Genomic DNA, 25146 nt, shown 5'->3' on the forward strand with positions numbered 1-25146 from the left:
GCCTTACCCGGCCACACCGTCCGAGCCCGGTCGCCGCCCGGCCACGCCGTCCGAGCCCGGTCGCCGCCCGGCCCGCACGTAGTAGCGGTCCGGATCGTGCGGCACGTCGGGGGCGCCGTCGACGATCAGGTCCACCGCGGCCCGCGTACCGTCGGCGGCGAAGTGCGCCCGCTCCCCGGCGTGCCAGCGGCGCAGCTCGGGCAGCACCTGCGCGCCGTCGCGGGCGAGCGCCCGGGACAGCCGCAGCCCGGCCGGCGCGGTGACCAGCACGGCAAGCGTCAGCTCCGGGCGTACCGCGGCGCGCGCCGCGCTCACCCCCTCGACGATCAGCACCGGCGCGGCCGGCACCGGCACCACCCGGTCGGCGAAGCGGCGGCGGACCCAGCTGTACCGGCGGTAGCCGCCCGCCCGGCCGGCGCGCACCGGCCCGAGCACCCACTCCTCCAGGCGGTCCCAGAACGTGAGCTGGTCGTCCCAGCCGTCGAGCAGGTCGTCGGTGCGGACCAGCGGCGGCCGGCCGCCGCCCGGCACCGCCGCGAGCGCGTCCGCGAGGCGCGTCGCGAACACGCTCTTGCCCGCGCCGCTCGGCCCGTCGACCGCCACCAGTCGGGTACGCCCCAACCGTGCCGGCCCGGCCAGCACCCGGCGGGCCAACCCGGTGTACGCCTCGACCACCGCCACGTTCACCCGACCGACGTTAACGTTCCCCCGTCCGCTGGATCCTGCGACCCGGGCGGGCCGTTTCGCCAGGCGACGTGGCGGTGCCGCGGGCATGATCTGGGGGTGCTCCATGACGTGATGTGTCCGGGCGTCGACGCCCTTCTGGAACAGGCCCGCGCCGGTCTCCGCCGGCTCACTCCACACGAGACGGTCGAGGCGGTACGCGGCGGCGCGCTGCTGATCGACACGCGCACCGAGACGCAGCGTCGCGAGGAGGGTGAGCTGCCCGGCGCGATCGTCATCGACCGCACGGTGCTGGAGTGGCGGCTCGACCCGGCGAGCGCGTGGCGCATCCCGGAGGCGACCGGGTACGACCGGGAGATCGTGGTGGTGTGCCGGCAGGGCTACAGCTCCAGCCTGGCCGCCGCCAGCCTCCAGACGCTCGGCCTGCGCCACGCCACCGACATGATCGGCGGCGTGCAGGGCTGGCGGGAAGCGGGGCTGCCGATGTCCGACCGCCCGGCCGACGTGCGGCCCTGACCCCTCAGCCGGGTGCGCCGGGTGGCACGAACGGCAGGCCGGGTGGCGGGCCGGACTCGATCAGCCGCCACAGCGCGTCGGTGTCGAGGTGTTCCTCCACCAGGTCGCCGAGCAGGTCGAGCGTCCGCTCCCGGGCCGCCGCGAACGAGGTGTCCGGCGCGACCTTGAAGCCGGTCCGCCCGGCCGCACCGGCGACCTCGGTGAGGAACCGGCGACGGAACGCGTCGGACTCGAACGCGCCGTGCCAGTGCGTCCCGTACACCGTGCCGAGCCGGGCGCCCTCGCCGGCGCCGTCGGCATACCGCAGCAGCGGCGGCAGGCCCGGGTCGGCGGCGGAGACCCGACCGTGGTGGATCTCGTACCCGTGCACCGGCACGTCCGCGTCGCCGGCCGCCGTGCCCTCGGCCCGGCGTACCGTCTTGCGCCTGTCGAACGTGACCTCGACGGGCAGCAGCCCGAGGCCGGGGACGCTGCCCCGGCGGCTCTCCACCGGGTCGTGGATCGCCCGACCGAGCATCTGGAACCCGCCGCAGATGCCGAGCAGCGGGCGACCGGCGGCGGCGTGCGACCGCACCGCGTCGGCCAGTCCGGTCTCCCGCAGCCAGGCCAGGTCGGCAACTGTCGACTTGGAGCCGGGGAGCACCACCAGGTCGGCGGCGGCCAGCTCGGCCGGCTCGACGGTCAGCCGGACCCGCACGCCGGGCTCGGTGGCCAGCGCCTCGACGTCGGTGGCGTTGCTGATCCGGGGCAGCCGGACCACCGCCACATCGAGCCAGTCGGTGCCGCGCGGCGCCGCCGGTCGGCCGAGAACCCGCCCGTACGCGAGTGAGTCCTCCGCGTCCAGCCACAGGTCCAGCGCCCAGGGCAGCACCCCGTACGTGGGGCGGCCGGTGACCCGACGCAGCATGTCCAGCCCGGGCCGCAACAACCCGAGGTCACCGCGGAACTTGTTGATCACAAACCCGGCGACGAGCGCCTGGTCGGCCGCGTCGAGCAGCGCCACGGTGCCGAACATCGAGGCGAACACGCCACCCCGGTCGATGTCACCGACCACGATCGTGGGCAGCCCCGCCTGCCGGGCCAGCCCCAGGTTCACGTAGTCGCCGGCCCGCAGGTTGATCTCCGCCGGGCTGCCCGCGCCCTCACAGATCACCACCTCGTACTCGGCGCGCAGCTCGGCCAGCGCCGCGTACGCGGTGGCGGCCAGCCGGGGTCGCAGCGCGTGGTAGTTGCCGGCGGTGACCGTGTCGACCGCCTCGCCGAGCAGCACCACCTGGCTGGCGAGGTCGCTGCCCGGCTTGAGCAGCACCGGGTTGAACCGCAGGTCCGGGGCGAGCCCGGCGGCGGCGGCCTGCATCGCCTGCGCCCGGCCCAGCTCGCCGCCCCGACCGTCCGGGCCGACCACCACGGCCGAGTTGTTCGACATGTTCTGCGCCTTGAACGGGGCGACCCGGACGCCCCGGCGGCGCAGCCAGCGGCAGATGCCGGCGGTGAGCACGCTCTTGCCGGCGTCCGAGGTGGTACCGGCGACCAGCAGCCCGCCGCTCACCGCCCGCTCCCCCGACGCTCCGGCCGCCCTCCGACGCGGCCCGACCCGCCGTCGCCGGACGCGGCCCAGCCGCCGCGGGCAAGCGGGCGCAGCCCGCCGCGGGCGAGCGGGCGCAGCGCGGCGCGTGCGGTGGCGCCGGCCAGCCGGCCCACGGTGACTGGATAGAGCGCGGCCAGGCCGAGCGCGGCCAGGCCCACCGCGCCGGAGATCCGCGCCGCCCGCTTCAGGTGCCGCGCCTCCGGCCGGGGCCCGTCACCGAGGTACGGCCGCGTCTCGGACCGGCCGAAGTAGACGTTGCGCCCGCCCAGCCGCACGCCCAGCGCGCCGGCCATCGCCGCCTCGCACTGCCCGGCGTTCGGGCTCGGGTGGTCGGCCCGGTCCCGCCGCCACACGTGCCAGGCCGCGGCCCGGTCCCCGTGCGCGACCGGCGCGACGGCCACGGTGAGCAGCCCGGTCAACCGGGACGGCACCAGGTTCAGCAGGTCGTCCAGCCGGGCGGCCGGGGTGCCGAACCGCGCGTACCGGGGTGAGCGGTGCCCGACCATGGCGTCAAGCGTGTTCGCCGCCCGGTAGCCGAGCAGGCCCGGAAGCCCGGCGACCGCGCCCCAGAGCAGCGGCGCGACCACCGCGTCGGAGGTGTTCTCGGCGACCGACTCGACGGTGGCCCGGGCCAGCTCGGGTTCGTCGAGCGCGGACGGGTCCCGCCCGCAGAGGTGACCGAGGCGCGCCCGGGCGGCGGGCAGGTCGGCCCGGCGCAGCGCCCGCCCCATCACCCGGGACTCGTGCCGCAGCGTGCGCCCGCCCAGCACGGTCCAGGTGCCGGCGGCCACAAGCGCGAACCGGGCCACCGGATGACGCCGGGTGGCACGCGCGGCGGCGGCCCCGAGCAGCACCGGCGCACCGACCGCGAGCGCGGTGAACGCGACGCCCGCCGCCCGGTCGGGCCGGTAGATCCGCCGCTCCAGGGCACCTGCCGCGCGCCCGAAACCGGCCACCGGATGCCACCTGCGCGGGTCGCCGAGCAGCGCGTCGAGCGCGTAGCCCGCCACCAGCCCGGTCGCGTTCGCCATGGCGGTCGCCTGCCGCACCCGTCACCACCTCCGGCCGGCCAGCCTAGCCGTACCGGTGGTTCACCGCGGTCCGTCCGCGCCGCGGCGGGAACGGTCGAGCCACGCCAGGAAGCGGTCCCAGAGGACGGCGGGTTCCGGCATCTCGTTCGGGTTGAGCCGGTAGAGATCACCGACCGCGTCGTGCAGCAGCACCGCCAGGTAGACCGCCAGCCCGACCATGTCTCCCTCGTACTCCCGCAGCAGCGCGGCCCGCGCCGGCGCGCCCGGACACGTCACCTGGAGCCGGAGATCGCCGCAAGATCCACTCCACCTCGCCGAGGTGGCGGGATCAACGCCCCACCGATGCCACCACCTCGCCGAAGTGGAGTCGACCTTGCATCGTCGGCAGCGGGTGGACACGAGCGTTGGCCAGGCCGCGCGACATACGGGGACAAAACCACCGGCGGTTGTCGCCATGGCCGCCTGACTGGTCACACCCGGCGAACCTGCGACCACAACGCCCTAGCATCGAGCATCGGAACACGGCGTTTCGTGGAGGGGGTCCGATGCGACAGGCGCAGCGGCTGAAGAGTGTCCGGTACGACATCCGCGGCCCGGTGCTGCGCCGGGCGCAGGAGCTGGAGGCGGCCGGGCACCGGATCCTCAAGCTGAACCTGGGCAACCCGGCGCCATGGGGGCTGGCCACGCCGGAGCCGATCGTCGCCGACGTCGTGCAGAACATCGTGGCCGCGCAGGGGTACAGCGACGCGCGCGGCATCTATTCCGCCCGCGTCGCGGTGGCCCAGCACTACCAGACTCTCGGGGTGCCCGACGTGCAGCCGGACGACGTGCTGCTCGGCAACGGGGTCTCCGAGCTGATCGTGATGGTGCTCCAGGCGCTGCTGGACACCGGCGACGAGGTGCTGGTGCCGAGTCCGGACTACCCGCTCTGGACCGGCGCGGTGAACCTGTGCAGCGGTCGCGCGGTGCACTACCGGTGTGACGAGAGCGCGGACTGGGCGCCGGACCTGGAGCACATGGCGTCGCGGATCACCGACCGCACCCGCGCGCTCGTAGTGATCAACCCGAACAACCCGACCGGCGCGGTGTACTCCCGGGAGGTGCTGCTCGGCATGATCGAGCTGGCCCGCAAGCACGATCTGCTGATCTTCGCCGACGAGATCTACAACAAGATCGTGTACGACGGCGCGACGCACCACACGCTCGCCGCCCTCGCGCCGGACGTGCCGGTGGTCAGCATGGGTGGCCTGTCCAAGGTCTACCGGGCCGCGGGCTTCCGCTCCGGCTGGCTCGCCACCAGCGGCTTCAGCGGCGGCGACTCGGACTACCTGGACGGGCTGCAACTGCTCGCCAACATGCGCGTCTGCCCGAACGTGCCCGCCCAGCACGCCATCCAGACCGCGCTCGGCGGCTACCAGAGCATCGAGGAGCTGACCCGTGCCGGAGGCCGCCTGATAGAGCAGCGCGACCACGCCTGGCAGTCCCTCGTCGACATCCCCGGCGTCGACTGCGTGAAACCGGCCGGCGCTCTCTACCTCTTCGCCCGCCTCGACCCCCAGGTCCACAAGATCCACGACGACGAGCGCCTGGTGATCGACCTCCTGGAGCAGCAGCACCTCCTGATCTCCCACGGCACCGGCTTCAACCTCGACACCCCGGACCACCTCCGCATGGTCTTCCTGGCCGCCACCGACGTCCTCGACGACGCCGTCTCCCGGCTCCGCACCTTCCTCTCCACCTACCACCAGTAGCGCCGCGGCGCGGCACCCGTCGTACGTGCGGGGTGGCGGCGTCGGCGTCGCCACCCCGCACCCCCGTCGCACGTCCGGACGGTCAGGCGGGCACCGGGGTACGCCGCCGGCCGCGACGCACCGAGGCGGCCCGGCCGCCGACCGCCCCCTCGGCACCCGGGTCCGCGCCGGTCGACCCAGCACCCGCACGCCCCTCGACGACGGGCGGCTTCACCTCGGCCAGCTCGTCGTCCCCGGTGCTGACCGACTCGTCGCCCGTCTCGACGCCCAGCTCGTCCTCCTCCTCGGCACCCAGCCCGACGCCCAGCCCTTCACCCGGCCCGACGCCCGGCCCATCACCCGGCCCGACGCCCAGCCCTTCACCCGGCCCGACGCCCGGCCCATCGCCCGTCCCGATACCCGGCCCATCGCCCGGCCCGACGCCCAGCCGCCCGCCGAGCCGGATGCCCTCGCCGCCGGCCAACGCGCCGGACCGGACCGTCCCGTCACCGGTCAGGCCGCCGGACCGCATGCCACCACCGGATCGCACGCCGCCGGGCTGGTCGTCGAACGGGTCGAATTCGACCGTCCGGCCGAGCGAGCCGGCGAGGCCGACCCGCGCCGGCTCGAACTCCGGCGGCGGGAAGTCGTCGTCGAACGGCCGGTCGTCGAGCGTGGCCGGCGCCTCCTCGTCGGGCACCGCCTCGGTGAGCTCGCCGTGCACCCGCTGCTCCGCCTCGGCGTCCTCGACCGTGCTGGTGGTCGCGCGCGGCTGGTTACGCAGGAAGCGGGAACGCCCCCGGGACAGGTCGTGCCCGACCGCGACCGCCTCCAGCTCGTAGATCGTGCGGTGGTTGCCGGCCTCGTCGGTCCAGTCGCGGGTGTAGAGGCGGCCGGCGACGATCACCGGGTCACCCAGGGCCACCGAGGCGGCCACTCCCTCGGCCAGGCGTCGCCAGCAGTTGACGCGTACCCGAAGGCTGTTGCCGTCCACCCAGCGTCCGCTGTCGCGGTCGAGGCGGCGCGCGGTCGAGGCGACCTTGAAGTTGGCCACCAGCGTCCCGCTCTGGTTGGTCCGGCGCCACTCCGGCGCGGTCAGCACGTTGCCGACGATCGTGACGTAGGTATCGAACATCGCCCCTCCCAGGGATCGGCTTGTCCGGGTCAGCGTGGGCCGAGCCGACCGGCCGGGACCACCCGCCGGCCCCGAGCCTGTGGACAAGGACCGCTTTGTGGACAACCGCCTGATCAAGGCCCCGATGTGATACGGCGACGGCGGAGGACCCGATCGTGACCGGCGGAAGGCGTTCCGGAATCAGGTCGGTTGGGTAAGTAATGATCAACCGAGAGAAAGGGAGCGCCGATGCTTCTCCGAGACGTCCGCGAGGCCCGGCGATGAGCGCCGTGGCGAATCCCGCGACCGTGGCCGAGTGCCTGCGGGTCGGTGCCGGGTTCTCCCAGGGCGACCGGAACTGGATCGCCGAGCAGTTCGCGACCCTGGACGCGCGGCTCGCCAGCTTCCACGCCGACGCCACCGAGCTTGAGGTGACCGTCAAGGACCGCGAGGCCCGGGGCCAGAAGGTGACCCTGGAGTGCTGGGTCGCCGGCCGGCAGAAGATCGTCACCACCTCGACCGAGGAGGATCTGCACGCCGCGCTCAACGACGTCCGGGACGACCTGCGCCGCAAGCTCAACGACTCGAAGACCCGGCAGGAGCCGCGCAACAACAAGCACCTGCGCCCCACGGAGCAGCCCCCGGCCGTCCCGATCGAGGACGCCCTGCGCCAGGACGCCGAGACCGCCTGAGTTCCCCCGTACGCCCCCGCCCGCACGGTGCCGGCGGGCGGGGGTCCCGCGCGGCCGACTCACCTGTGTTAGGCGGGGGCCCCGCTTAACCGCCAGTGTTAAGCGGGGCCCCCGCCTCTACCGAATGCGTTAACAAGGGCCCCCTCCTTACACCCCTACCGTCGGGTAGCTTGGCGGCGTACCGTCGCGGTCGTGGAACCGGACGTGCTGGGAGCGCCCTACGAGCGGCGGACGATCGAGCTGGGCACCGACGACGAGGGACCGGTGGTCGCGACGCTGGTCCGCCGACGCGCCGACCGCCCGACCGGCCGCGCCGTGCTCTACGTGCACGGCTTCGTCGACTACTTCTTCCAGACCCACGTGGCCGACTTCTTCGCCGAGCGCGGCTGGGACTTCTATGCCCTCGACCTGCGCAAGTACGGCCGTAGCCTGCTCCCGCACCAGACCCCGAACTTCTGCCGCGACCTCAGCGACTACTTCCCGGAGCTGGACGCCGCCGCCGAGATCATCCGCGCCGACGAGGGGCACGAGACGCTGCTCGCCATGGGCCACTCCACCGGTGGCCTGATCATCTCGCTCTGGGCGCACGCCCGCCACGAGGCCGGCCTGGTCGACGGCATCGTGCTGAACAGCCCCTTCTTCGACATCAACGCCCCCTGGCTGGTCCGTCGACCCCTCGCCGCCGCCGTCTCCCGCCTGGGCCGTCGGGCGCCGCAACGCATCCTGCCGTTCGGCCTGGGCACGGTGTACGGCGAGAGCCTGCACGCCGACCACCGGGGCGAGTGGCGGTACGACCTGGCGTGGAAGCCGCTCGCCGGGTTCCCGGTCCGGGTCGGCTGGCTGGACGCGATCCGCACCGGTCAGCGCCGGCTGCGGGCCGGGCTCGACATCGAGGTGCCGGTGCTGCTGGCCTGCTCCACCCGCAGTTTCCGGGGCACGAAGTGGCACGACAGCGCCACCGGCGCCGACGCGGTGCTCGACGTGGAGCACATGGTGCGCTGGGCGCCCCGGCTCGGCCGGCACGTCACCCTGGCCCGCTTCGACGGCGGGCTGCACGACCTGACGCTGTCCAGTCCCGCCGTACGCGAAAAGGTGTTCGTGGAGGTCGGACGGTGGGCGGAGGGCTTCCTCCGCGCCGGCCCGACCGACCCGCAGCCCACGCCCCCGGCCCCACGCCAACCGGCCGACGAACCAGCCAACGCCACCGCCGACGGCTGAGCCGACAGTCCCGCCCGTCACCCCTTCGCCGCCGCCGCGCGGGCCACCAGCTCGGGTCGCTCGGCGCCGGGTAGCCGTCGGCCGACGCGGCGTCGCTCTGCGGCAGGCCGCTGCCGGCCGTCATCCGCCGGCGGTGGTGAGAAGGGGCCCCTTCTCTACCGGAGGCGTTAATTAACAAGGGCCCCCTCCTTTCAGACCTCGGCGAGCGCCGACCGGATCCGGTCGAACGTGGCGACCGGATGCCCGCCGTCGCGGGCCGGCAGCAGCACACCGAGGCAGCGCGGCGTCGGCGCGCCGTCCGCCCCGGCCTCGACCGTGAACACCGGCGCGCCCACGTACCCGGCTGGCAGCTCGGAGGTGACCCGCGTCCCGTCGCCGTCCCGGGCGACCCGCTCGACCACCGCCTCCAAGGGCCGCGACCCGTCCCCGCCCACGCCGAGGGCCAGCACGAACGCCGAGCCCGGCGCCGCGCCGATCCGGGCGACCGCGTCGGCCGGCGCGGCCAACGCCTCGGTCACCTGCTGGGTACGCCACTGCCAGCCCCGATCGTCGGCGTAGCCGTGCAGCCCGCCGGTGGGCATCGCGGCCACCCCCAGCTCCGGCAGGTGCAGCCAGTAGTCGGCGAAACCGGGCAGTTCGATCGGCTCGTCCGCCCCCTCGGCCGGCTCGGTGACGCTTGGCCGCAGCCCGATCTCCCCGTACTCCCCGTCGGTCAGCGCGTCGGCGGTGAGCAGCCACTCGTGCGCGAGTTCCCCGTCGTCGGCGGTGCCGACAAGCTCGCTGTAGAAGAATGCGGTACCGACTGTGCCGGCCGGCGCATCGGGTCGCGCCGAGCCGCTGAGCGGCAGAATCGACCGTCCGAGGCGCTGGCACAGCTCGAAGACGATCTCGTTTTCGATTTCCTGGTCGAGCAGCATCCGACGAGGGTACGGACCGGCGTGTGACGGCCGGGCTCGGACCCGCCGGAACTCAGATGCCGGGCCGGGCCCCGGCGTGGGACGCTGGCGGGCGACGCGGACGCGCCGACCCGTACCCTCGTCCGGGCCGGAGCCGGCGGTACCCTCTTGGCGCGACGATCGTCGACGCGCGCCCGTAGCTCAGCGGATAGAGCAGGGGACTTCTAATCCCAAGGCCGCAGGTTCGAATCCTGCCGGGCGCACAGGCACTTCTTCCGTCAGGCCGGCTTGCGTGGAGCTATTCGTGGAGCCATCGAGCTACTGTCAGCCTCGTGGCAGGCGTGAAGCGGCAGCGCGGCGAGATCATGAAGCTCCCCAGCGGATCACTCCGCGTGAGGGTCTACGCGGGCGTCGACCCGCTCACCGGTAAGCGGCACTACCTCACCGAAACGGTCCCGGCCGGGCGGACAGCCGAGCGAGAGGCGGAGAAGGTACGGACCCGCTTCCTCAACCAGGTCGACGAGAAGCGCAGCCCGCGCACCCGCGCCACCTTGAACCAGCTACTCGACCGGTGGCTTGAGGTGGTGGACATCGAGCCGACCACCCGCATGGGCTACGAGAACAAGCTCAACAAGCACGTACGGCCGGTGCTCGGCAAGCTGCCGGTCGGCCGGCTCGACGCCGAGACGTTGGAGTCGTTCTACGCGAGCCTGCGTCGCTGCCGCGACTGGTGCGGAGGCAAGGCGTACGTGAAGCACCGGGTAGAGGGCGAGCACACCTGCACGGCGAAGTGCCGGCCCCACGTCTGCAAGCCGCTCAGCGCCTCGTCAGTGCGGCAGGTCCACTGGATCCTTAGTGGCGCACTAAGCCGGGCCGTCCGGTGGCGCTGGATCGCCGTCAACCCCGCCGGGCAGGCCGAGCCACCTGCGCCGCCGCACCCCGACCCGCAACCGCCGAACCCTGCCGACGCCGCGCGAATCATCAACGAGGCGTGGCGCGATCCGGACTGGGGTGCGCTGGTCTGGCTTGCCATGACGACGGGCGCCCGGCGCGGCGAGCTGTGCGCGCTGCGCTGGCAGCATCTCGACCTGACCGCCGGCGTGCTGACGTTGCGCCGCAGCTCCTACCTGGACGAACACGGCGAGCTGCGGGAGAAGGACACGAAGACGCACCAGCAGCGTCGGGTAGCGCTCGACCCGGAGACGATCGAAGCGCTGCGCGAGCTGCACGGCCGGTACCTCGACCGCCTGGCCCAGCTCGATGCGGACGCCAGTCCCGCTGACTACGTCTTCTCCCCCGAGCCGGACAACAGCCGCGGCTATCGGCCCGACACCATCACCCAGCGGTACGGCCGGCTCGCCACCCGGCTCGGCATCGACAGCCACATTCACGCGCTGCGCCACTACTCGGCAACCGAGCTAATCAACGCAGGTGTTGACGTGCGGACAGTGGCCGGCCGGCTTGGTCATGGCGGTGGCGGGACAACGACGCTCAGGGTCTACGCCGCCTGGCTGTCGGAGTCGGACCAGCGGGCCGCTGGAACGCTAGCTGCTCGGATGCCACCGCGCCCCGTCGTGCCTACGCAGGGCACGGTGGAGAGCAGCCCTTACCGGGTTATAGCGGCAGAACTACGCGAGCAGATCGCAACCGGCACACTGCAGCCCGGTACACAACTTCCTGCGGTTGCCGACCTGGCCGCGACGCATGGCGTCTCAGTCGGCACCGCTCACCGAACTGTCGCCCTTCTGACTGCCGAGGGGTTAGTAAGAGTTTCCCGAGGTCGTCGAGCGACCGTCGCATGTGAATGAGCCGCAAACTCCTGGAACCTGCGGCTAGAGACCAAGATGGACGGTTCCGGAACGGCTCTGACTACGGCAGACTCGGAACGTCCATCGTTCGGCCTTTCATGATCTTGTGGGAGCCAAAGTTGACGGCGGTTAAGCGGATCTTGTGCCTCGCAAATTCTCGCAAACCGCAAGGGCGGTGCGTCGCAGGACTGGAACTAGATGGGGCTAGAGTTGTTGGGTGGATCCGACCCATAGGCAGCGGAGCCCAAGAGGCCGTATCGGAACGCGAGCGGCAATACGAGGACGGCAGTGAACCGCAAGTGCTGGACGTTATAGCTATCCCGTTACTTTATCCGCAACCACGAGGGCACCAGAAAGAGAATTGGATACTCGACCCGAATTCCCGTTGGAAGAAGGTCGGAAATATCGCCCCCAGTCAGCTTAGAGCACTGGCCGACGCTTCCGGTTCGCTCTGGAAGAACGGTTGCCATACTTACAACGGATTGCATGATTGCCTACCCTCGGAAGAGGCCGACGCCGCAGACGGCTCTCTAAAGCTGATCCACTTGAGACACGGACTGAAGCTGCGCGTTTTTACAACCGGCGAATCTTTCGGCAATCCAAAGCGGCGAGTTCAGGCCGACTTTTACTTCGGTGGCGTGCAGTATAATATTACGGTCACGGACCCAATAATAGAGGGCGCGTACCGAGACCGAGCAGAGGGCGAGTATGCGCTCGGCGCCAGCTATCTAACAATTAGCCTTGGCGAGAGATTTCGCGACGGGCGTTGCCATAAGTTCGTCGCCGCCATCATTGGAGCATAAGATGCCTGCGCACAAACTACAAATCTTCACCATTGGGCACTCCACCCACTCACTTGACAATTTTATCAATCTTTTACAGGTCGTGAAGATATCTGCCATAGCCGACGTCCGATCAGCTCCCTATAGTCGACACCAGCCTCACTTCAACCGCGAGGCGTTGAGGTCCTCACTGAAGAAGGCTGAGATGTCGTACGCTTTCCTTGGGCGCGAGTTAGGCGGACGTGGTGTAGGACCATCCGTGAGAGATCAATATGGCCGCGTTCGTTACGAGCGAATCGCCAACATGGATCTTTTCCGCGAAGGACTCAAGCGACTGCGGGAGGGCGCCGAACGCATGCCGATCGCGCTCATGTGCACCGAAGGCGAGCCGCTAAATTGCCATCGCGCAATCCTGATCAGTCGACACTTAGCGGAGGACGGCATGGAGGTAGCGCACATCCACGCCGACGGTAACCTTGAATTTCACTGCGACGCGGAGGACCGGCTCTTGCGTCTTACCGGCCTCCATCAGCCAGAGATGTTTAGAACTAGAAGCCAGATACTGGAAGAGGCCTACCAGCGCCAAGAGGAGCGCATAGCCTATGTAGCACCGCGCACCGAAATTCACGAAAGCATCCTGTCGTGAAAATTTATACAATCGGCTTTACGCGGAAGTCCGCTTCGCAATTCTTTGAAACTCTATGCACCGCGCAAGTCAAGCGGGTTGTCGACGTTCGGCTGAACAATGTTTCTCAGTTGGCCGGGTTCGCCAAGAAGCACGATCTAGAATACTTCCTCAGGAAAATCGGATCCATTCGGTACACACACGCTTTAGATCTTGCACCTACCCAGGAAATGCTGGATGCCTACAAGAAGGGGGCAGGCGCCTGGAGTGAGTACGAATCCCGCTTCATGGAGTTGATTCAAGGAAGACACATAGAAGCGGGCTGGGCTAACGAATTACGCGAAGGCGACTGCCTCCTTTGCAGCGAAGAAAAGCCGCAAAATTGCCACCGTCGGCTCGTGGCCGAGTACTTCGCACATCACTTCGGCGAGGTGGAGATACAACACCTTGGCTGATTAGGTTACATTTGCGCCAAGCTGCTGCCAAGAGACGGGCAGCTCGGCGAACCCCTGCACTTTGCGCCGAGGATCCCCGCCAGCAGCTTTCCGAGCGATGCTCCACCCTTCTCTCGAACAGTCCCTAAATGCCTAGATTGGGCGAGGCCTTCGCCCTCCAGCAATGCCGAAGCTCGCCTTGGTTGGTAAACCCTGACAGTCGACGTCAGGCCGGGTCTGCGAGCGGCTCCCTTGCGGGCTTTCCTGGCCGGGCAAGGCCGATTCGGCAGCTGACCGTTAGATTGGCATGATGTTCCCATGCGCTTGCTGGTGCTCATCGTACTGCCGCCCGGCTCCCGCAAGTCAGCTGTCTTCGCCGCCATGACTGGCCCCCTGCTCGCCGCCGAGAAGACCCTTGTCGAACGGACCAAGCCGGCGATCGTGGAAGCCGAACTCGCCGCCCGCGTCGCCGGGAAGACGGCGGAGAAAGCCGCCATCGCCGCCGCGAATGCCGACGCGTCCGGCCGAGACACCCTGCTCGCTGAAGCGACCGCTGCCGCGATGAACGCCGACGCCGTCACCGTCCCCGTCCTACCCCAACTGGTCGCCGACGACGTCACCAGTGAAGAAGCCGCGTCCCTGCTCGCCGAGCAAGGCGGACGCCTCGCCGTACTCTCCCCCGAAGGCGGCATCTTCGCCACCATCGCCGGCCGCTACTCCGGCACCCCCAACCTGGAGGTGTTCCTCAAGGGCCACGCCGGAGACATGCTGCGCGTCAACCGCCGCTCCCGCGCCCCCGAACACGTCGAACACCCCGCGCTCACCCTCGGCCTGGCCGTGCAACCCGACGTCCTACGCGACATCGCCGACATGCCCGGCTTCCGAGGCAAAGGACTGCTGGCCCGAATCCTGTTCAGCCTGCCCGAGAACACCGTCGGCCGCCGGAAGATCGGAGCCGACCCGGTACCCGAACCCATCGCCACCGCCTACACCGCCAACCTCGGCGCACTGGTCGCCACCCTCGCAGAATGGACCGACCCGCCGTACTCCCGCTCACCCCCGAAGCCAACGAACGGGTGTTGGACATCGAACGAGCCGTAGAGCCACGCCTCGCCCCCGGCGGCGCGTGGGGGCACGTCGTGGACTGGGGCAGCAAATACACCGGCGCAGTAGTCCGCCTCGCCGGACTGATCCACCTCGCCGAACACCTCCGCGACGGCTGGGGCAAGCCCGTGACCGCCGACACTGTCGAGCGAGCCGCGCTGCTCGGCGAATACTTCGCCGCTCACGCCCTGGCCGCCTTCGACGACACGGGCGCCGACAAGTCCACTCGCTGCGCCCGACTCGTGCTGGCGTGGATCGAGCGCACCGGCTCGACCAGCTTCACCAAGCGAGACGCCTTCCGCGCCCTCAAGTCAGCCCAGTTGCCTACCGCTGGCGACTTCGACGGCCCGCTTGCCGCTCTCGAAGCTCATGGCTACCTGCGCCAGCTTGATGCTCCTGAGCGTTCCCGATCCGGCGGACGCCCGCCCTCCCCGACCTACCTCGTCCATCCCGACGTGCACCGACAGGACGCGCCCATCCACGCCCTACCGAATGCTGCAAGGTCAGCCTGAACGCTCTCGCCAGAACTGCCACAACCGCCAGAACCAGCGAACTTCAGGGTTCTGGCGGTTGTGGCAGTTCTGGCGAGGCATCAGGTACGCGCCTCAACTTCACGTCATTGGTGACTGATTGCCGAGGTTTCACGCTGTCTTGTGCCCCGAACGTGCCCCAAGCCCAAGCGGCGGTACTTCCTCCACCGGCGAACACCCGCCCCGGCCATAACCCCGCCTACGGTGCTGAGAATCGCCTCATTGAACGGCCCTGGCTGGTCGACGTACCTCAAGGCGACCAGGAGGCCGACCCCCGCCACCATCACGCCGGCTCCCAGCAGAGTGAGGCACAGAAGGAAGCGGGGCCGCACGTCACCAGTAGAGCAGGCGATCACGGCTCCTCACCAGCTCGTGGGCTCACGGTTTAGGAAGGGTTCAGCGGCAGGCTGCAGCCCGGCGGGTTCTACCAGGCAGAACAGAACGGACGCCAGGAAGCGAGCCCTTGAGCATTCCGTGCCTGTTTCGGATCTTGTGATCGGGCCAGACTGCGCTGAGGTGAGGTGACCCCCGCGGGGGGATACGGTCTCAAGCTGTCGGCCGCTGCCGACGCATGGCGGCCCGCGTCAACGAGCAGGTGTCGGGCGTCGTCGGTTGCCGTTCGGATCCGACCCGCGCCAAAGATCGCGCTGCCTCATGCCTTGCTGCTTCCTGCCTGACGGCTCGCTCGCACAATAGGCGCTTGCGGCACCCTGACACAATACAGGCTATGGCTAATTGGAAGTGGTCGAGCCTGGCGACCGCGAGTGACGCACTTAATCGAGAATGGCGAAAGACAGGCAGGCCCCTGCAGATAATGGTAGTCATCTCATTTTCGCTGGGGGCGACTCTAGGCGCACTTGGGATAGCTGGCGACATTTTCGACTGGTGGGCAGAGCTCCCGTTCACTACAAATCTGGCCTCATCCGTGACGGGAGCGTTATTCGGAATCCCTCTCGCGCTAGTCTTCCTTCAGCGCCTATCGGCCCTACAAGGTGACCTGACGGAACGCGAGACAGCTAGACGGGAGGGTCGGACAGTTGCGCGGAGGTTATACGAGGCCACAACTGCAGTGGTGAGCGGCAGCACGCTGGAAGAACTGGAGAGTCAGCTCGAGACAGCGAGACGGAAATCGCCTGAGGTCGACCGATGGCTGACTCAGATATCGGGCGCAATACGCGCAGATATTTCTATGGCTAAGCGGATATACAACCCTGGCCATCTTACTCAATTCCAAGTCCTTGTCGACATTGGATTCACCTTGCGCGAAATTCGAAAGATTATCGCCGTCGACACCGATGAACTTGAGTCCGCCTGGGATGCGGTGTATGTGAATTCCCAATACTTGCATGAGGAGGTCAAGGGGCGATATCTCCGGCTGCTTGGATCATGGATTCCTGTCACGCTGGACAGAAGCCTAATAGGCCCCTTTTCTTTCCCGGACGCATCATATCCATATGAGGTCAACCAGTTGGCAAAAGAATCCTTTTGGCGCGAGGTCGAGGAATGCTTTGATGAACTGGGCACCGCCGCCGAGGACGCCCCTGGGTTGACGGAAGAAAACCTGACCTCGCTGCGGTTAGCGATGCAATCATACGTGAAGTACGCCGATTGGCGACTTGAGATTATGCGACTGGCAACCAAGGTTAGAGGTGCCGTTTATGAGATATAGGCCGCTAACGCCATCCTGCGATGACAGGGAACCCTCGCAGCCAGGCCCCGTCAGCCTGGGCCGGGAGAGCCATCCCATTGTTACTCCCCTCCATTCACCATCCCCGGCTAAAGTTCCCTAAAGCGCGGCGCGATCCAACCATCCCGGCTGCCGTCGACCCGCCTCCTGGGGAGCAGGCCGCCGCCCGGCCCGCCGCGTCCAGCGGACGTTGACGCAGGTTCGGAGGCTGGCGGGTCAGGCGGTGGTCTGCTCAGCTTGCCCGGGTCGATGGCAGGCGGGATGGCTACTGCAACCACCCACGCACCGCGACCCGCCGACGGAGCCCAGGCCATCCTGGAGCCGCCTCTACACCCCGAGCGGTCATCGTCAGCGTGCCGCGGTCGGGTCGCCCGGCGGCCCGCTTGAGCCCGATCTTCGCGTAAGTCCGCCGACATGGCACTACCTCGCTTGCCGCCTTCGTAGATAGCATCGACCGTCACAGAATCGGGAGGCAAGACGTGCCCATAATGGTTCCAAACGACCGGGTCTGGGTAGATGGCGTAGTTCTTTATCGAGACGACGTGGAGCGCCTCGCGCGCCTAGTCTGCGAACGCCTTCCTGAACAGATCCGAGTCGCCTCCGTTCGATACCGGGGGCACCGTGGGCCCATTGAGAAAGTTGCCCTCGAAGACGTTGACTTCAGGTCCGTTGCAGTTCTTGACATCGCTTTCGGGCGTGTAGTGGTTGACATAGAAGGGGGAAGGCTGACCTTTCGTCTTCCGCACGAACATCAAGACAGAAAGATACTCGGCGATTTCTTCAAGACTCTCGAGCGCATCAAACCACCAACTCGACTTCGATATTTGATTAGCAAACCAAACCCATATCGAATCGAGCTTTATGATCTTACGCGCGCCCAGGCAGGTCGCCTACATAAGCGGGATTTCGGCAAGCTTGCAGCTATTGGGGCAGGCATAGCCGGAATAGTCAGCGCGATTGCGGCGGTAATCACATTATTCCGCTGACGCACCTTTGCATCCGTCGACGGTTCACCATATAGGGAGCAGGCATGGCAGGCACTACACTAGCTATTCCAGTTGCTAGCGGAAGAACCCTGGACGACATTCTCCGTGATGTTTCCGGCCTGCGGCCAGACGGGACAGTCCCCGCAACACCTTTGTGGGAGTGGGACATGCTTACCCTCGCCTTGGAGCATGCTATAGGCCGGTACTCGTCGGCCCTGCAAGGGGGGCTCGGCCTTGAGGCCCGCATCGCAGTTGGTGAGGCACTGTGGTGGATAGCCGCAGCAGACGAGTTTCTGCGCCTACGGGTATCGGGGCTTGACTCCCGGCCCTACTACTCAGAGGTAGTGAAGACCGAAGAAGGGGAGCGCCTCTCGGGCCTCGTCTTTCTTCGGAACCGAGCAGGACATCAACTGGCGACAACCCTGGAGGTCCAATCATCGCCCGTCACCGTACCGTTCAAAGTACGCGATGCAGACGGAAACACCCAGACCCACCAAGTGACCGCAAAGTTGAGAAGAACGCTTGATCCGCACAGTAGATCGCCGCTAGAAGGCTTCTTTTTCCATGACCTTTCGAGATTACCCCCGGCAGCTTCGAGGTTCACGGAAAGGTTTGGTAGGGACGCATGCTATTCGGCTACAGCAGCCGGCCGCGACGTGGGCGAGGTGTTGCAGAAAGCCTCGGACTCACTTCGCGACGTATTAAGGGTTGAGCGTCAATCGCCCGGGAAGGTATCGGTAATAATCAGCGCACAAATATAGATCCAGGCCGCATGGTGACGGCCCGCCAGTTAGCCGCTAGGCCTGTGTCCAAGCTGGTCATGGCCAGTCGTTCAACACGGCGGGTCTTGAGACTCGGCATGGCGGCATGATCAGCGAGACCAGGGATGGCCGGTGGCCGGCTGCCTTGGCAGGCGGCGGGTCGGCAACCTCGGCGACCCTCGGCTCGCCATGGCGGTGGAGACTACAGCGAGTCACCGAATACACCGCACCCAGAACCGCCTAACCTGTCCAGCCGTGGAGCTATTTGTGGTGCGAAATGCGGGCTGCCAGAGAAAGCACGGATGGTTGGAGCAAGAGTTTTTGCAGCTAGCGGAGCTAGTGAAACCAGGGATCATGACCTAGATGCCACTTCTAATCCCAAGGCCGCAGGTTCGAATCCTGCCGGGCGCACAGGCACTTCTCTGATCCGCCCGGCTGGCGTGGAGCTATCCGTACTGCCAGGTCAGCGATGGCCCCACCATCGTCGGCGAGTATCACGGCAAGATCGACGGCGATCCGGCCCGGGTCATGCCCGCGCTGCCGCAGACCCGCAAGGGTGTGGCTGAATGCACTGTCAGGCCGGTCGCATCAGCCAGATCAGTGAGCAGCCGGCACCAGTGACCGACGACGCCCAGCCCGTCTCCGGTCACCATGATCTTCGGACGTGTTGCGGTAGCCTCCACCCAGCAAGCGCCTTCCGTGACAGGAACATCGAGCCCTCAGCAAGTCCAATTTGCACTGGTCATAAGGCACTTTCTCGTTTCCGGTCCACTCCTTGGGCAGCCCTTGACGAAGGACCGCAGTTAACCGCTCCATGCCTCCGGCACCCACTGGTACTGCTGGTCAGCCGAATGTAGGCGCCTGCTCATGATCATCGTGGGTTTTCCCGGACTTCCTTGCGCGAGCCTCCGAAAGGCCGACGGTCAGGAAAATGCATCCTGCTGCTAAAGAAACCAAGAAGAGCATGAGAATTCCCCACAGCCGATGCACGGGCATGGTGAGGAGTGCAATGATTCCTGCTACGACCAGGAAAAGCGCACCGACGCGGCTTTTGGCGTTAGACATGCGGCGCATCATAGCATTAACTGAGATGCCTCGGGGGTGGCGCAACCGCACCACCCCCGAGGCATAATCATCTGAGTCGGCTACAGATAGCTTGCCGAGGTCGACTTCCTCAGCTTGCTGCCGCCATTCGACTAGCTGATGCTGAAGACGCCCCAGCCTGCGCTTGCGCTGAAGCCGCCCGAGCCATCCTGGTTGTGCTCATACTGGAACTGTGCACCGAGCTTGGTGGAACCACAGCCACTAGCTCCCGTCTGACCGGTGTAGTCCGCCCCCGTGTAATCGGCAGCGTGCCGCACAAGAGACCCGGTGCGGAAGCAGCCACCGCCGAGGTTCGTCTGAATAGTCGCGACGTCATCGGGGTCACTACCATTGACGTAGTTGTCGCGGAAATTCCAAGAGCCGGTGACCACCCGGTTTAGGTACAGGTCATAGTTCAGGGTCATGGACACCGTGAAGGCGTCCGTTGGAACAGCATAGGCACGCGACGAAGAGGGTGCCGGCTTGGCCGCCTTCCTAGCGGCCAATTCACTCTGCGCCTCAGCCGCCGTGAGGTCCCGATCGATTCCGTTGATGCGAACCTGCATCGGGGCAGTCCGTACTTGGTCAGCAGCTTGTCGATCCCGACGTAGTCTGTCGGATGCTGCGCACTATACGTATCGATCTCAGCTTGGGCGGCGATGCGCCAGTCCTTAGCCATAGCGGCCGTCTGGCCAGACGCCGTAAAAGCAATCACGCCGAGTGCGGCAAACACCGCGCGCGTGCCGGTAGAACGAATATTCACTCCCTTGCCTCCCCACGATAGATGAGACCAAAGGGCCGAGCCGAAGCAACCAAGAGCGGTAGCCGCAGTGCATTAATGCGGCCACGTGGAACTGCGACTATTACTCCTTAATGCCAGATCGGGGACGGCGCGGATGGCGAGTTGGCGGGGGCAGCAGCGGTCGGTTTGACCGTCTTCCGCACCACGGAGCACAAGGACACCGGCCCGGGCTGGGGTGGGCCGGCTTTCGCCACCCTGGGCGACCTGCCCGCCATACTTCGAGAGCCGTCGAAGGTCATGGAGCCGGCCGAGTAGAGCGGTCAGTACAGCCAGACCACCGCCTGACGCCGATGCCCTCGACAACGACGGACAACTGACCAGGAGCGAAGCCCCCCGAACCAGCCATCCGCGATCTACTTCCGAGCCCGAGCCCGAGCCCGAGGCCGCAGGTATCGCTCGACCGCCGTCAAGCCGCTCTGCATCACGAAGATCGAGCGCCGGGCCACAGCGTCGCCTCGCTCGTCGAGCTGATACCCCTCCAGCCAGATCCAGCCGTCGAAGGTCGTCCAGTCCAGGACGCGGATAACGCGGAAGTGGAACGACTTCACGAACTGAGGGCTGGCAGCTCGCGTGATGTGCAGCAGGTCGCCGGCCTTCAGGGTCGCCACTGGTCGCAGACCTTGCGCCAGGCGCGGATGCGGGCGCGTGCGACGACGACGCGCGGACACCAGCCATAGGGACGACAACGCGAGCAGGTGTACGCGACGTGGTAGTCGATGATGGCCCAGGACAGCGCCACCAGGAAGGGCGTATCGGGCCTCACGACCCGCCGCCGTTACGACGCTTCTGGCTGCGACCTGACCGCACCGGGGAGGCATTGTTCGCTGCTGGCCGGACCATTGGCAGGACCTGGGCCTCGCCGTTCCGGTTGCCGATCTCGTCGGTCACACGAGGACGTTCGTTCGTGATCGGCCGTTGCACCACATCGACCGGTTCGTTGCTGCGTTGAAACCACTTCCAGCGGGGCATCGCGCACCTCCGGCGATTCGTCGGCCACCTCGTCCAGCACCCAACGTGGGGCCACGCAGCTCCCATCTGCAACGTCTCACCCAGCGATTCGAGGGAAAAGATTGACGGCGTGCCATGCGTGCGTGCAAGGTGGCTGGAATGAGACAGACGGGCATCTGAGGTGAGATTGGGGGCCAGATGGCTGAGACGGGATCGTCCGTCCCACGCCGGCAACTCGGGCGGCTGCTGAGGCAGGCACGTGAGGAAGCCGGCATCAACCTGGAGGCTGCGGCGACGACGCTGGAGTGGTCGCGGGCGAAGATGTATCGCCTGGAGGCCGGCCAGACAGCACTCCGGACCCACGACGTGAACCTGATGTGCCAGCTCTACGGCACCTCAGCGGACCTGACCGAAGTCCTCGTGTCTCTCGCCAGGGAGAGCAAGAGCCGAGGCTGGTGGCACGCCTACGGCGAAGTGGTCCCTGCGTGGTTCGAGCTGTACGTCGGCTTGGAAGCAGCGGCCTGCAATGTCCGGCACTACGAACCGAATCTGATCCCAGGGCTCATCCAGACGCCCGAGTACATGTCCGCGGTCTTCGAGACCAAACCCGGTCGTACGCCGGCGGAGTTGGCCCAAAAGGTCGCCCTGCGCATGGAGCGACAGAAGCTTCTGACTCGAAAAAGCCCGGCAGCTCCTCAGTTCGCAGCAATCGTCGACGAGTCCGTCCTTCACCGCCCCATCAGCGACGTGGAAGCCTGGCGGGCCCAGTTGGCCTACCTGGTCAACGCTGCCCAGGCCACAAACATCAAAGTCCGCGTCCTGCCCAGGACCGTAGGCCCGCACCGCGCGTCCGTCGCTGGCGCGTTCGTGATGCTTGACTTCCCCGCGAAGGGCACCCGTCCCGCAGAGCCCAGCACTGTCTACAGCGAATCCCTGACCGGCAGTATCTACCTCGACCGTCCCAGCGAGGTGGAGACGTACTCTTCGGTCTGGGAGACTCTGTGGAGCCTTGCCCTGGATGAACGCGCGTCCGAGGATCTCGTGGCCGCCCTGATCAAGGAGACGTACGATGACTGAGATGACCAAGGCTCACTGGCGCAAGAGCAGCTACAGCGCGAACGAGGGTGCCTGCGTCGAGGTTGCCGACAACCTTCCGGGCCTCGTGGGCGTGCGCGACAGCAAGGACATCGCCGGTCCGTCGCTGACCTTCGTCGCCGCTCAGTGGGGCTCCTTCGTCGAGTTCGTCAAGGACCGCACCCGCGACTGAGCTTCGCGATCCGGGGGGAAGGACCGGCGCAAGCGATAACCGTCACGGTCGCAGCGGCACCCGCCGGGGTGTCACCTTCCGATAGGCGATCCGCCATCCCGCAACCTCTCGGCGGACGATGTCCTCGTAGACCACGCTGCCGACCGATCCGTTGGACGTGACCCCGATCCCTTTCGACGTGGCCCGGACGGTGCCGTCCGGGCCTTCGGTCACGTAGACGTTCGTGACGTGGTGGCCCACCGGATTCCCGTCCCCAAGGGCCAGGGCTGCTTCTTTGATGGCCGCACCGCCGTGCAACTCGCCGGCTCCGAAGGCGGTCAGGTCGTAGACCACGTCGACGGTGAACAGCTCGTCCATCCTGTCGAGTTCGCCGGCGTCCATGAGATGCCCGTGCAGGGCTACCAGCTCGTGGATCGCCAACTTGTCTTCCGCCGACAGCGCCATCAGCGAACCCATCCCCGTAGAAGGACTGCGTGACCGAGGGGCAGGTTATCGCGACCCCGAGCCCGGTCAGCAGGAGAACGACGCCTACGGCCGCAACGCCGACAGAAGCAGATCCGCCACCATCCCGGGCCGCGTGACCATCGCCAGGTGGTCGGCGTCCACGCTCCGGACCCGGTATCCGCGCTCCGCCGCCTCCTCGGCCGTGGACTGGTATCCGGCGCTCAACCGCAGGTAGGTGCGGCGGGCGGCGTCCCATGCCCGTCCCGGCGCGGGCAGCACCTCGGAGACCACCGACCACGGCAGCTCGGGCAGGCCGTGCAGCACCCGTCGCCGCTGCTCGGGGTCGGGCAGGATGTCGGCGATGGAGGCGGCGGGGAACCAGGTGTCCCACGTGGGCAGCCGGCCGGCCACCGCCAGGTCCCGCAGCCACGTGGCCTGCTCCGGCGGCAGCGACCCCCACCAGCTCGTGCCCGGGTGCGGCAGGCGGGCGTCCAGGAAGACGACGTCCAGCCGGTCGCCACCGACCGCGTCGGCGATGCCGGGCAGGTAGGGACCGGCACGGCTGTGGCCGACGACGACCGTCGGCGTACCCCGAATGATGCCGGCCGCCGCCGCGCACGCCGCCGCGTGGAAGGAGGGCGACCCGACCAACGGGCGGAGGTCCAGGACCGTCACCCGCCACCCGGCCGCTTCGAGGTACGGACGCAGCGCGTCCCAGGTCGCCGAGGTGAGGAGCGGACTGTGGACGAGAAGCATCGTCGGTTCGGCGGGCACGGTGTGGTGGCGAGCCATCCCGTCAGTCACTGCCCGCCGGCACGCCGGCCTCCAGTTGGCCGATCACCGGCCCGAGCAGCTCGTGGAGTTCCCGCGCCAGCACGACGACCGCGCGCCGTGCCGCGGCTGCCACGGAGTCGTCCGGCCCGTCGGGGGCCGGTGGCAGGTCCCCGAGTGGGAGCGGCGCCTCGACCTGGAGCATCGCGCGCAGGTGCGGGCTGCGCGTCAGGTCCTGCTCGGTCGGCGTCGTGTACTGGCCGAACAACTGCGGCCAGTCCCGCCAGCCCCGGTCGCGCTGCCACTGCCGGGTCCAGGTGAGTTCGGCCGGCCACCGGGACACCACGGCCACGGCGCAGATCAGGCTGCCGTCCCACGGGCTCGGCGCGCACGTGGCCGAGACGATCCGCCGGTGCCACCGGACATAGCCGGGTGACAGCTCGGTGGCCAGCCGCCAGGCGGTCGCGGCGAAGGCGACGGGGGCGATGTCGCCCCACGTGTCGGCAAATTCGGCGGTACGCCGAAGCACCTCGTTCTCGTAGCGCCCGCGCCCGTCGGCGCCGTGCTCCCGGTCGAAGTTCTCGTCGATCCAGAAGGCCCGCGGTTCCACCATCGTCATCCCCCGTCCGCGTCCGTCACCCCGTTCACTATGGCACCGAGACCGTCGCCGGGATGTCCGAGCCCGCACCTGGACTGTCGGTCGCCACGGCTAGTCTCCGGCCATGGTGACCGAGACCGATCTTCGCCTGCCCGACGGCCGCACCCTGCACGTCTACGACACCGGCGGGGCGGGTCGGCTGCCCGTGTTCTGGCACCACGGCACGCCGAACGTCGGCGCCCCGCCCGCGCCGCTGTTCGCCGCCGCCGACCGCCTCGGCCTGCGCTGGGTGTCGCACGACCGTCCCGGCTACGGCGGCTCCACCCCGCTGCCGGATCGCGACGTCGCGTCGGCGGCGGCCGACGTGGCCGCGGTGGCCGACGCGCTGGGCCTCGACCGGTTCGCGACGATGGGTCACTCCGGCGGCGGCCCACACGCCCTGGCCTGCGGCGCGCTGCTGCCACAACGGGTGGTCGCGGTTCTGGTCGGCGCCGGGCTCGCGCCCTACGGCGCGGCCGGGCTGGACTGGTTCGCCGGCATGGTGCCGTCCGGGGTGGCGTCGCTGCGCGCCGCCGCCGCGGGGCGCGCGGCGAAGGAGGCGCACGAGTCCTCCGACGCCGAGTACGACCCCGGGTTCACCGACGCCGACCTGGCCGCGCTGCACGCCGAGTGGTCCTGGTTCGACAGCGTGGTCGGCCCGGCGGTCGCGGCCGGCCCCGGCGGGCTGATCGACGACGACCTGGCGTACGTGCGGCCGTGGGGTTTCGACCCGGCCCAGGTCACGCCGCCGGTGCTGCTGCTGCACGGCGACCGCGACGGCATCGCGCCGGTGGCGCACGCCGAGTGGCTGGCCGGGCGGTGCCCGTCGGCCGAGTTGCGCCGCTTCCCCGACGACGGGCACATCTCCGTGCTCCGGCACGCCGGGTCGGCCCTGGAGTGGCTGGCGAGCCGCGCGTAAACCGGATGCTGATCGTCCGCTTCTCGGCGACAGCAGAGCGACGCGCCGCGCACCGTGGGTGACCGGCCCGACAAAACGTGCTATTCTCC

General features: G+C 68.3%; 23 protein-coding genes, 1 tRNA gene and 4 pseudogenes. 13 read left to right on the plus strand and 15 right to left on the minus strand.

Going from position 1 to position 25146, the window contains the following annotated elements:
- Positions 1–3: 3 nt before the first annotated feature.
- On the minus strand, positions 4–864 hold the full coding sequence (locus O7613_RS19310) for a hypothetical protein (RefSeq protein WP_348775382.1): 861 nt from the start codon (positions 862–864) through the stop codon (positions 4–6).
- On the opposite strand from O7613_RS19310, the gene O7613_RS19315 reads away from it, so the two are divergent.
- Complete coding sequence (locus O7613_RS19315) at positions 799–1200, plus strand: rhodanese-like domain-containing protein (RefSeq protein ID WP_281590119.1); 402 nt, start codon at positions 799–801, stop codon at positions 1198–1200. The two genes, O7613_RS19310 and O7613_RS19315, sit on opposite strands and share 66 nt — an antisense overlap.
- Positions 1201–1204: 4 nt before the next feature.
- Here O7613_RS19315 and O7613_RS19320 read toward each other — a convergent pair whose 3' ends face one another.
- The 3 genes and pseudogenes from O7613_RS19320 to O7613_RS19330 form a co-directional block, all read right to left on the minus strand.
- On the minus strand, positions 1205–2749 hold the full coding sequence (locus O7613_RS19320) for a cobyric acid synthase (protein ID WP_282289504.1): 1545 nt from the start codon (positions 2747–2749) through the stop codon (positions 1205–1207).
- Positions 2750–2889: 140 nt separating this feature from the next.
- A pseudogene (locus O7613_RS19325) lies at positions 2890–3819 on the minus strand (cobalamin biosynthesis protein); the annotation flags it as partial.
- Positions 3820–3879: 60 nt separating this feature from the next.
- Positions 3880–4095 (minus strand): hypothetical protein, encoded by a 216-nt coding sequence (locus tag O7613_RS19330; RefSeq protein WP_282289505.1) that lies wholly within the window; start codon positions 4093–4095, stop codon positions 3880–3882.
- 269 nt (positions 4096–4364) lie between these two features.
- Between O7613_RS19330 and O7613_RS19335 the strand changes: the two genes are divergently transcribed.
- On the plus strand, positions 4365–5570 hold the full coding sequence (locus tag O7613_RS19335) for a pyridoxal phosphate-dependent aminotransferase (protein WP_282289506.1): 1206 nt from the start codon (positions 4365–4367) through the stop codon (positions 5568–5570).
- A gap of 625 nt (positions 5571–6195) precedes the next feature.
- Here O7613_RS19335 and ssb read toward each other — a convergent pair.
- Positions 6196–6684: pseudogene (gene ssb, locus O7613_RS19340) on the minus strand (single-stranded DNA-binding protein); the annotation flags it as partial.
- Positions 6685–6944: 260 nt separating this feature from the next.
- Between ssb and O7613_RS19345 the strand changes: the two are divergent.
- Together O7613_RS19345 and O7613_RS19350 are read left to right on the plus strand one after the other, a co-directional pair.
- Positions 6945–7355, plus strand: coding sequence for an HPF/RaiA family ribosome-associated protein (locus O7613_RS19345; RefSeq protein ID WP_281587023.1), 411 nt, complete (start codon positions 6945–6947; stop codon positions 7353–7355).
- Positions 7356–7547: 192 nt separating this feature from the next.
- Positions 7548–8573, plus strand: coding sequence for an alpha/beta hydrolase (locus O7613_RS19350; RefSeq protein ID WP_282289507.1), 1026 nt, complete (start codon positions 7548–7550; stop codon positions 8571–8573).
- Between the two features lie 191 nt (positions 8574–8764).
- Here the strand turns inward: O7613_RS19350 and O7613_RS19355 are convergent, their stop codons facing one another.
- On the minus strand, positions 8765–9490 hold the full coding sequence (locus O7613_RS19355) for a hypothetical protein (RefSeq protein WP_282289508.1): 726 nt from the start codon (positions 9488–9490) through the stop codon (positions 8765–8767).
- Positions 9491–9659: 169 nt separating this feature from the next.
- Between O7613_RS19355 and O7613_RS19360 the strand changes: the two genes are divergently transcribed.
- The 6 genes and pseudogenes from O7613_RS19360 to O7613_RS19385 all read left to right on the plus strand — a co-directional run bounded on the left by O7613_RS19360 (position 9660) and on the right by O7613_RS19385 (position 16421).
- A tRNA-Arg gene (locus O7613_RS19360) sits at positions 9660–9732 on the plus strand.
- Positions 9733–9801: 69 nt separating this feature from the next.
- Positions 9802–11277 (plus strand): tyrosine-type recombinase/integrase, encoded by a 1476-nt coding sequence (locus O7613_RS19365; RefSeq protein WP_282289509.1) that lies wholly within the window; start codon positions 9802–9804, stop codon positions 11275–11277.
- An 804-nt stretch (positions 11278–12081) separates the two neighbouring features.
- The gene (locus tag O7613_RS19370; RefSeq protein WP_282289510.1) at positions 12082–12705 is read left to right on the plus strand and encodes a DUF488 domain-containing protein; all 624 of its coding nucleotides are present in this window, start codon (positions 12082–12084) and stop codon (positions 12703–12705) included.
- Entirely contained in the window at positions 12702–13139 is a 438-nt protein-coding gene (locus tag O7613_RS19375) for a DUF488 domain-containing protein (protein ID WP_282289511.1), read from the plus strand. Before O7613_RS19370 ends, O7613_RS19375 begins: the two co-directional genes overlap by 4 nt.
- Positions 13140–13436: 297 nt before the next feature.
- Positions 13437–14734: pseudogene (locus O7613_RS19380) on the plus strand (YfjI family protein).
- Between the two features lie 1090 nt (positions 14735–15824).
- Complete coding sequence (locus O7613_RS19385; protein WP_282289512.1) at positions 15825–16421, plus strand: hypothetical protein; 597 nt, start codon at positions 15825–15827, stop codon at positions 16419–16421.
- Positions 16422–18639: 2218 nt separating this feature from the next.
- Here the strand turns inward: O7613_RS19385 and O7613_RS19390 are convergent.
- From O7613_RS19390 to O7613_RS19415, 6 genes and pseudogenes are all read right to left on the minus strand, one after another.
- Positions 18640–18839: pseudogene (locus O7613_RS19390) on the minus strand (IS1380 family transposase); the annotation flags it as partial.
- 190 nt (positions 18840–19029) lie between these two features.
- The gene (locus tag O7613_RS19395; RefSeq protein WP_282289513.1) at positions 19030–19251 is read right to left on the minus strand and encodes a hypothetical protein; all 222 of its coding nucleotides are present in this window, start codon (positions 19249–19251) and stop codon (positions 19030–19032) included.
- Between the two features lie 131 nt (positions 19252–19382).
- The gene (locus O7613_RS19400; protein ID WP_282289514.1) at positions 19383–19835 is read right to left on the minus strand and encodes a hypothetical protein; all 453 of its coding nucleotides are present in this window, start codon (positions 19833–19835) and stop codon (positions 19383–19385) included.
- Positions 19836–20424: 589 nt separating this feature from the next.
- Positions 20425–20679: a hypothetical protein gene (locus tag O7613_RS19405; RefSeq protein WP_282289515.1), complete on the minus strand. Its 255-nt coding sequence runs from the start codon at positions 20677–20679 to the stop codon at positions 20425–20427.
- Positions 20667–20810: a hypothetical protein gene (locus O7613_RS19410; protein WP_282289516.1), complete on the minus strand. Its 144-nt coding sequence runs from the start codon at positions 20808–20810 to the stop codon at positions 20667–20669. Before O7613_RS19410 ends, O7613_RS19405 begins: the two co-directional genes overlap by 13 nt.
- A gap of 20 nt (positions 20811–20830) precedes the next feature.
- Complete coding sequence (locus tag O7613_RS19415) at positions 20831–21040, minus strand: hypothetical protein (RefSeq protein ID WP_282289517.1); 210 nt, start codon at positions 21038–21040, stop codon at positions 20831–20833.
- Between the two features lie 177 nt (positions 21041–21217).
- On the opposite strand from O7613_RS19415, the gene O7613_RS19420 reads away from it, so the two are divergent.
- Complete coding sequence (locus O7613_RS19420; RefSeq protein WP_282289518.1) at positions 21218–22096, plus strand: helix-turn-helix transcriptional regulator; 879 nt, start codon at positions 21218–21220, stop codon at positions 22094–22096.
- Positions 22089–22286: a DUF397 domain-containing protein gene (locus tag O7613_RS19425; protein WP_282289519.1), complete on the plus strand. Its 198-nt coding sequence runs from the start codon at positions 22089–22091 to the stop codon at positions 22284–22286. Before O7613_RS19420 ends, O7613_RS19425 begins: the two co-directional genes overlap by 8 nt.
- Positions 22287–22328: 42 nt before the next feature.
- Here O7613_RS19425 and O7613_RS19430 read toward each other — a convergent pair whose 3' ends face one another.
- The 3 genes from O7613_RS19430 to O7613_RS19440 all read right to left on the minus strand — a co-directional run bounded on the left by O7613_RS19430 (position 22329) and on the right by O7613_RS19440 (position 24120).
- Positions 22329–22730 (minus strand): nuclear transport factor 2 family protein, encoded by a 402-nt coding sequence (locus tag O7613_RS19430; RefSeq protein WP_282289520.1) that lies wholly within the window; start codon positions 22728–22730, stop codon positions 22329–22331.
- A gap of 84 nt (positions 22731–22814) precedes the next feature.
- Positions 22815–23522, minus strand: coding sequence for a hypothetical protein (locus O7613_RS19435; RefSeq protein ID WP_282289521.1), 708 nt, complete (start codon positions 23520–23522; stop codon positions 22815–22817).
- Between the two features lie 4 nt (positions 23523–23526).
- The gene (locus O7613_RS19440; RefSeq protein WP_282289522.1) at positions 23527–24120 is read right to left on the minus strand and encodes a hypothetical protein; all 594 of its coding nucleotides are present in this window, start codon (positions 24118–24120) and stop codon (positions 23527–23529) included.
- Between the two features lie 103 nt (positions 24121–24223).
- Here O7613_RS19440 and O7613_RS19445 point away from each other — a divergent pair, with 103 nt between their 5' ends.
- Positions 24224–25057: an alpha/beta hydrolase gene (locus O7613_RS19445; protein ID WP_282289523.1), complete on the plus strand. Its 834-nt coding sequence runs from the start codon at positions 24224–24226 to the stop codon at positions 25055–25057.
- The last annotated feature ends 89 nt before the right edge of the window (positions 25058–25146 follow it).

Source organism: Micromonospora sp. WMMD975, from assembly GCF_029581215.1.
Lineage (GTDB): Bacteria > Actinomycetota > Actinomycetes > Mycobacteriales > Micromonosporaceae > Micromonospora.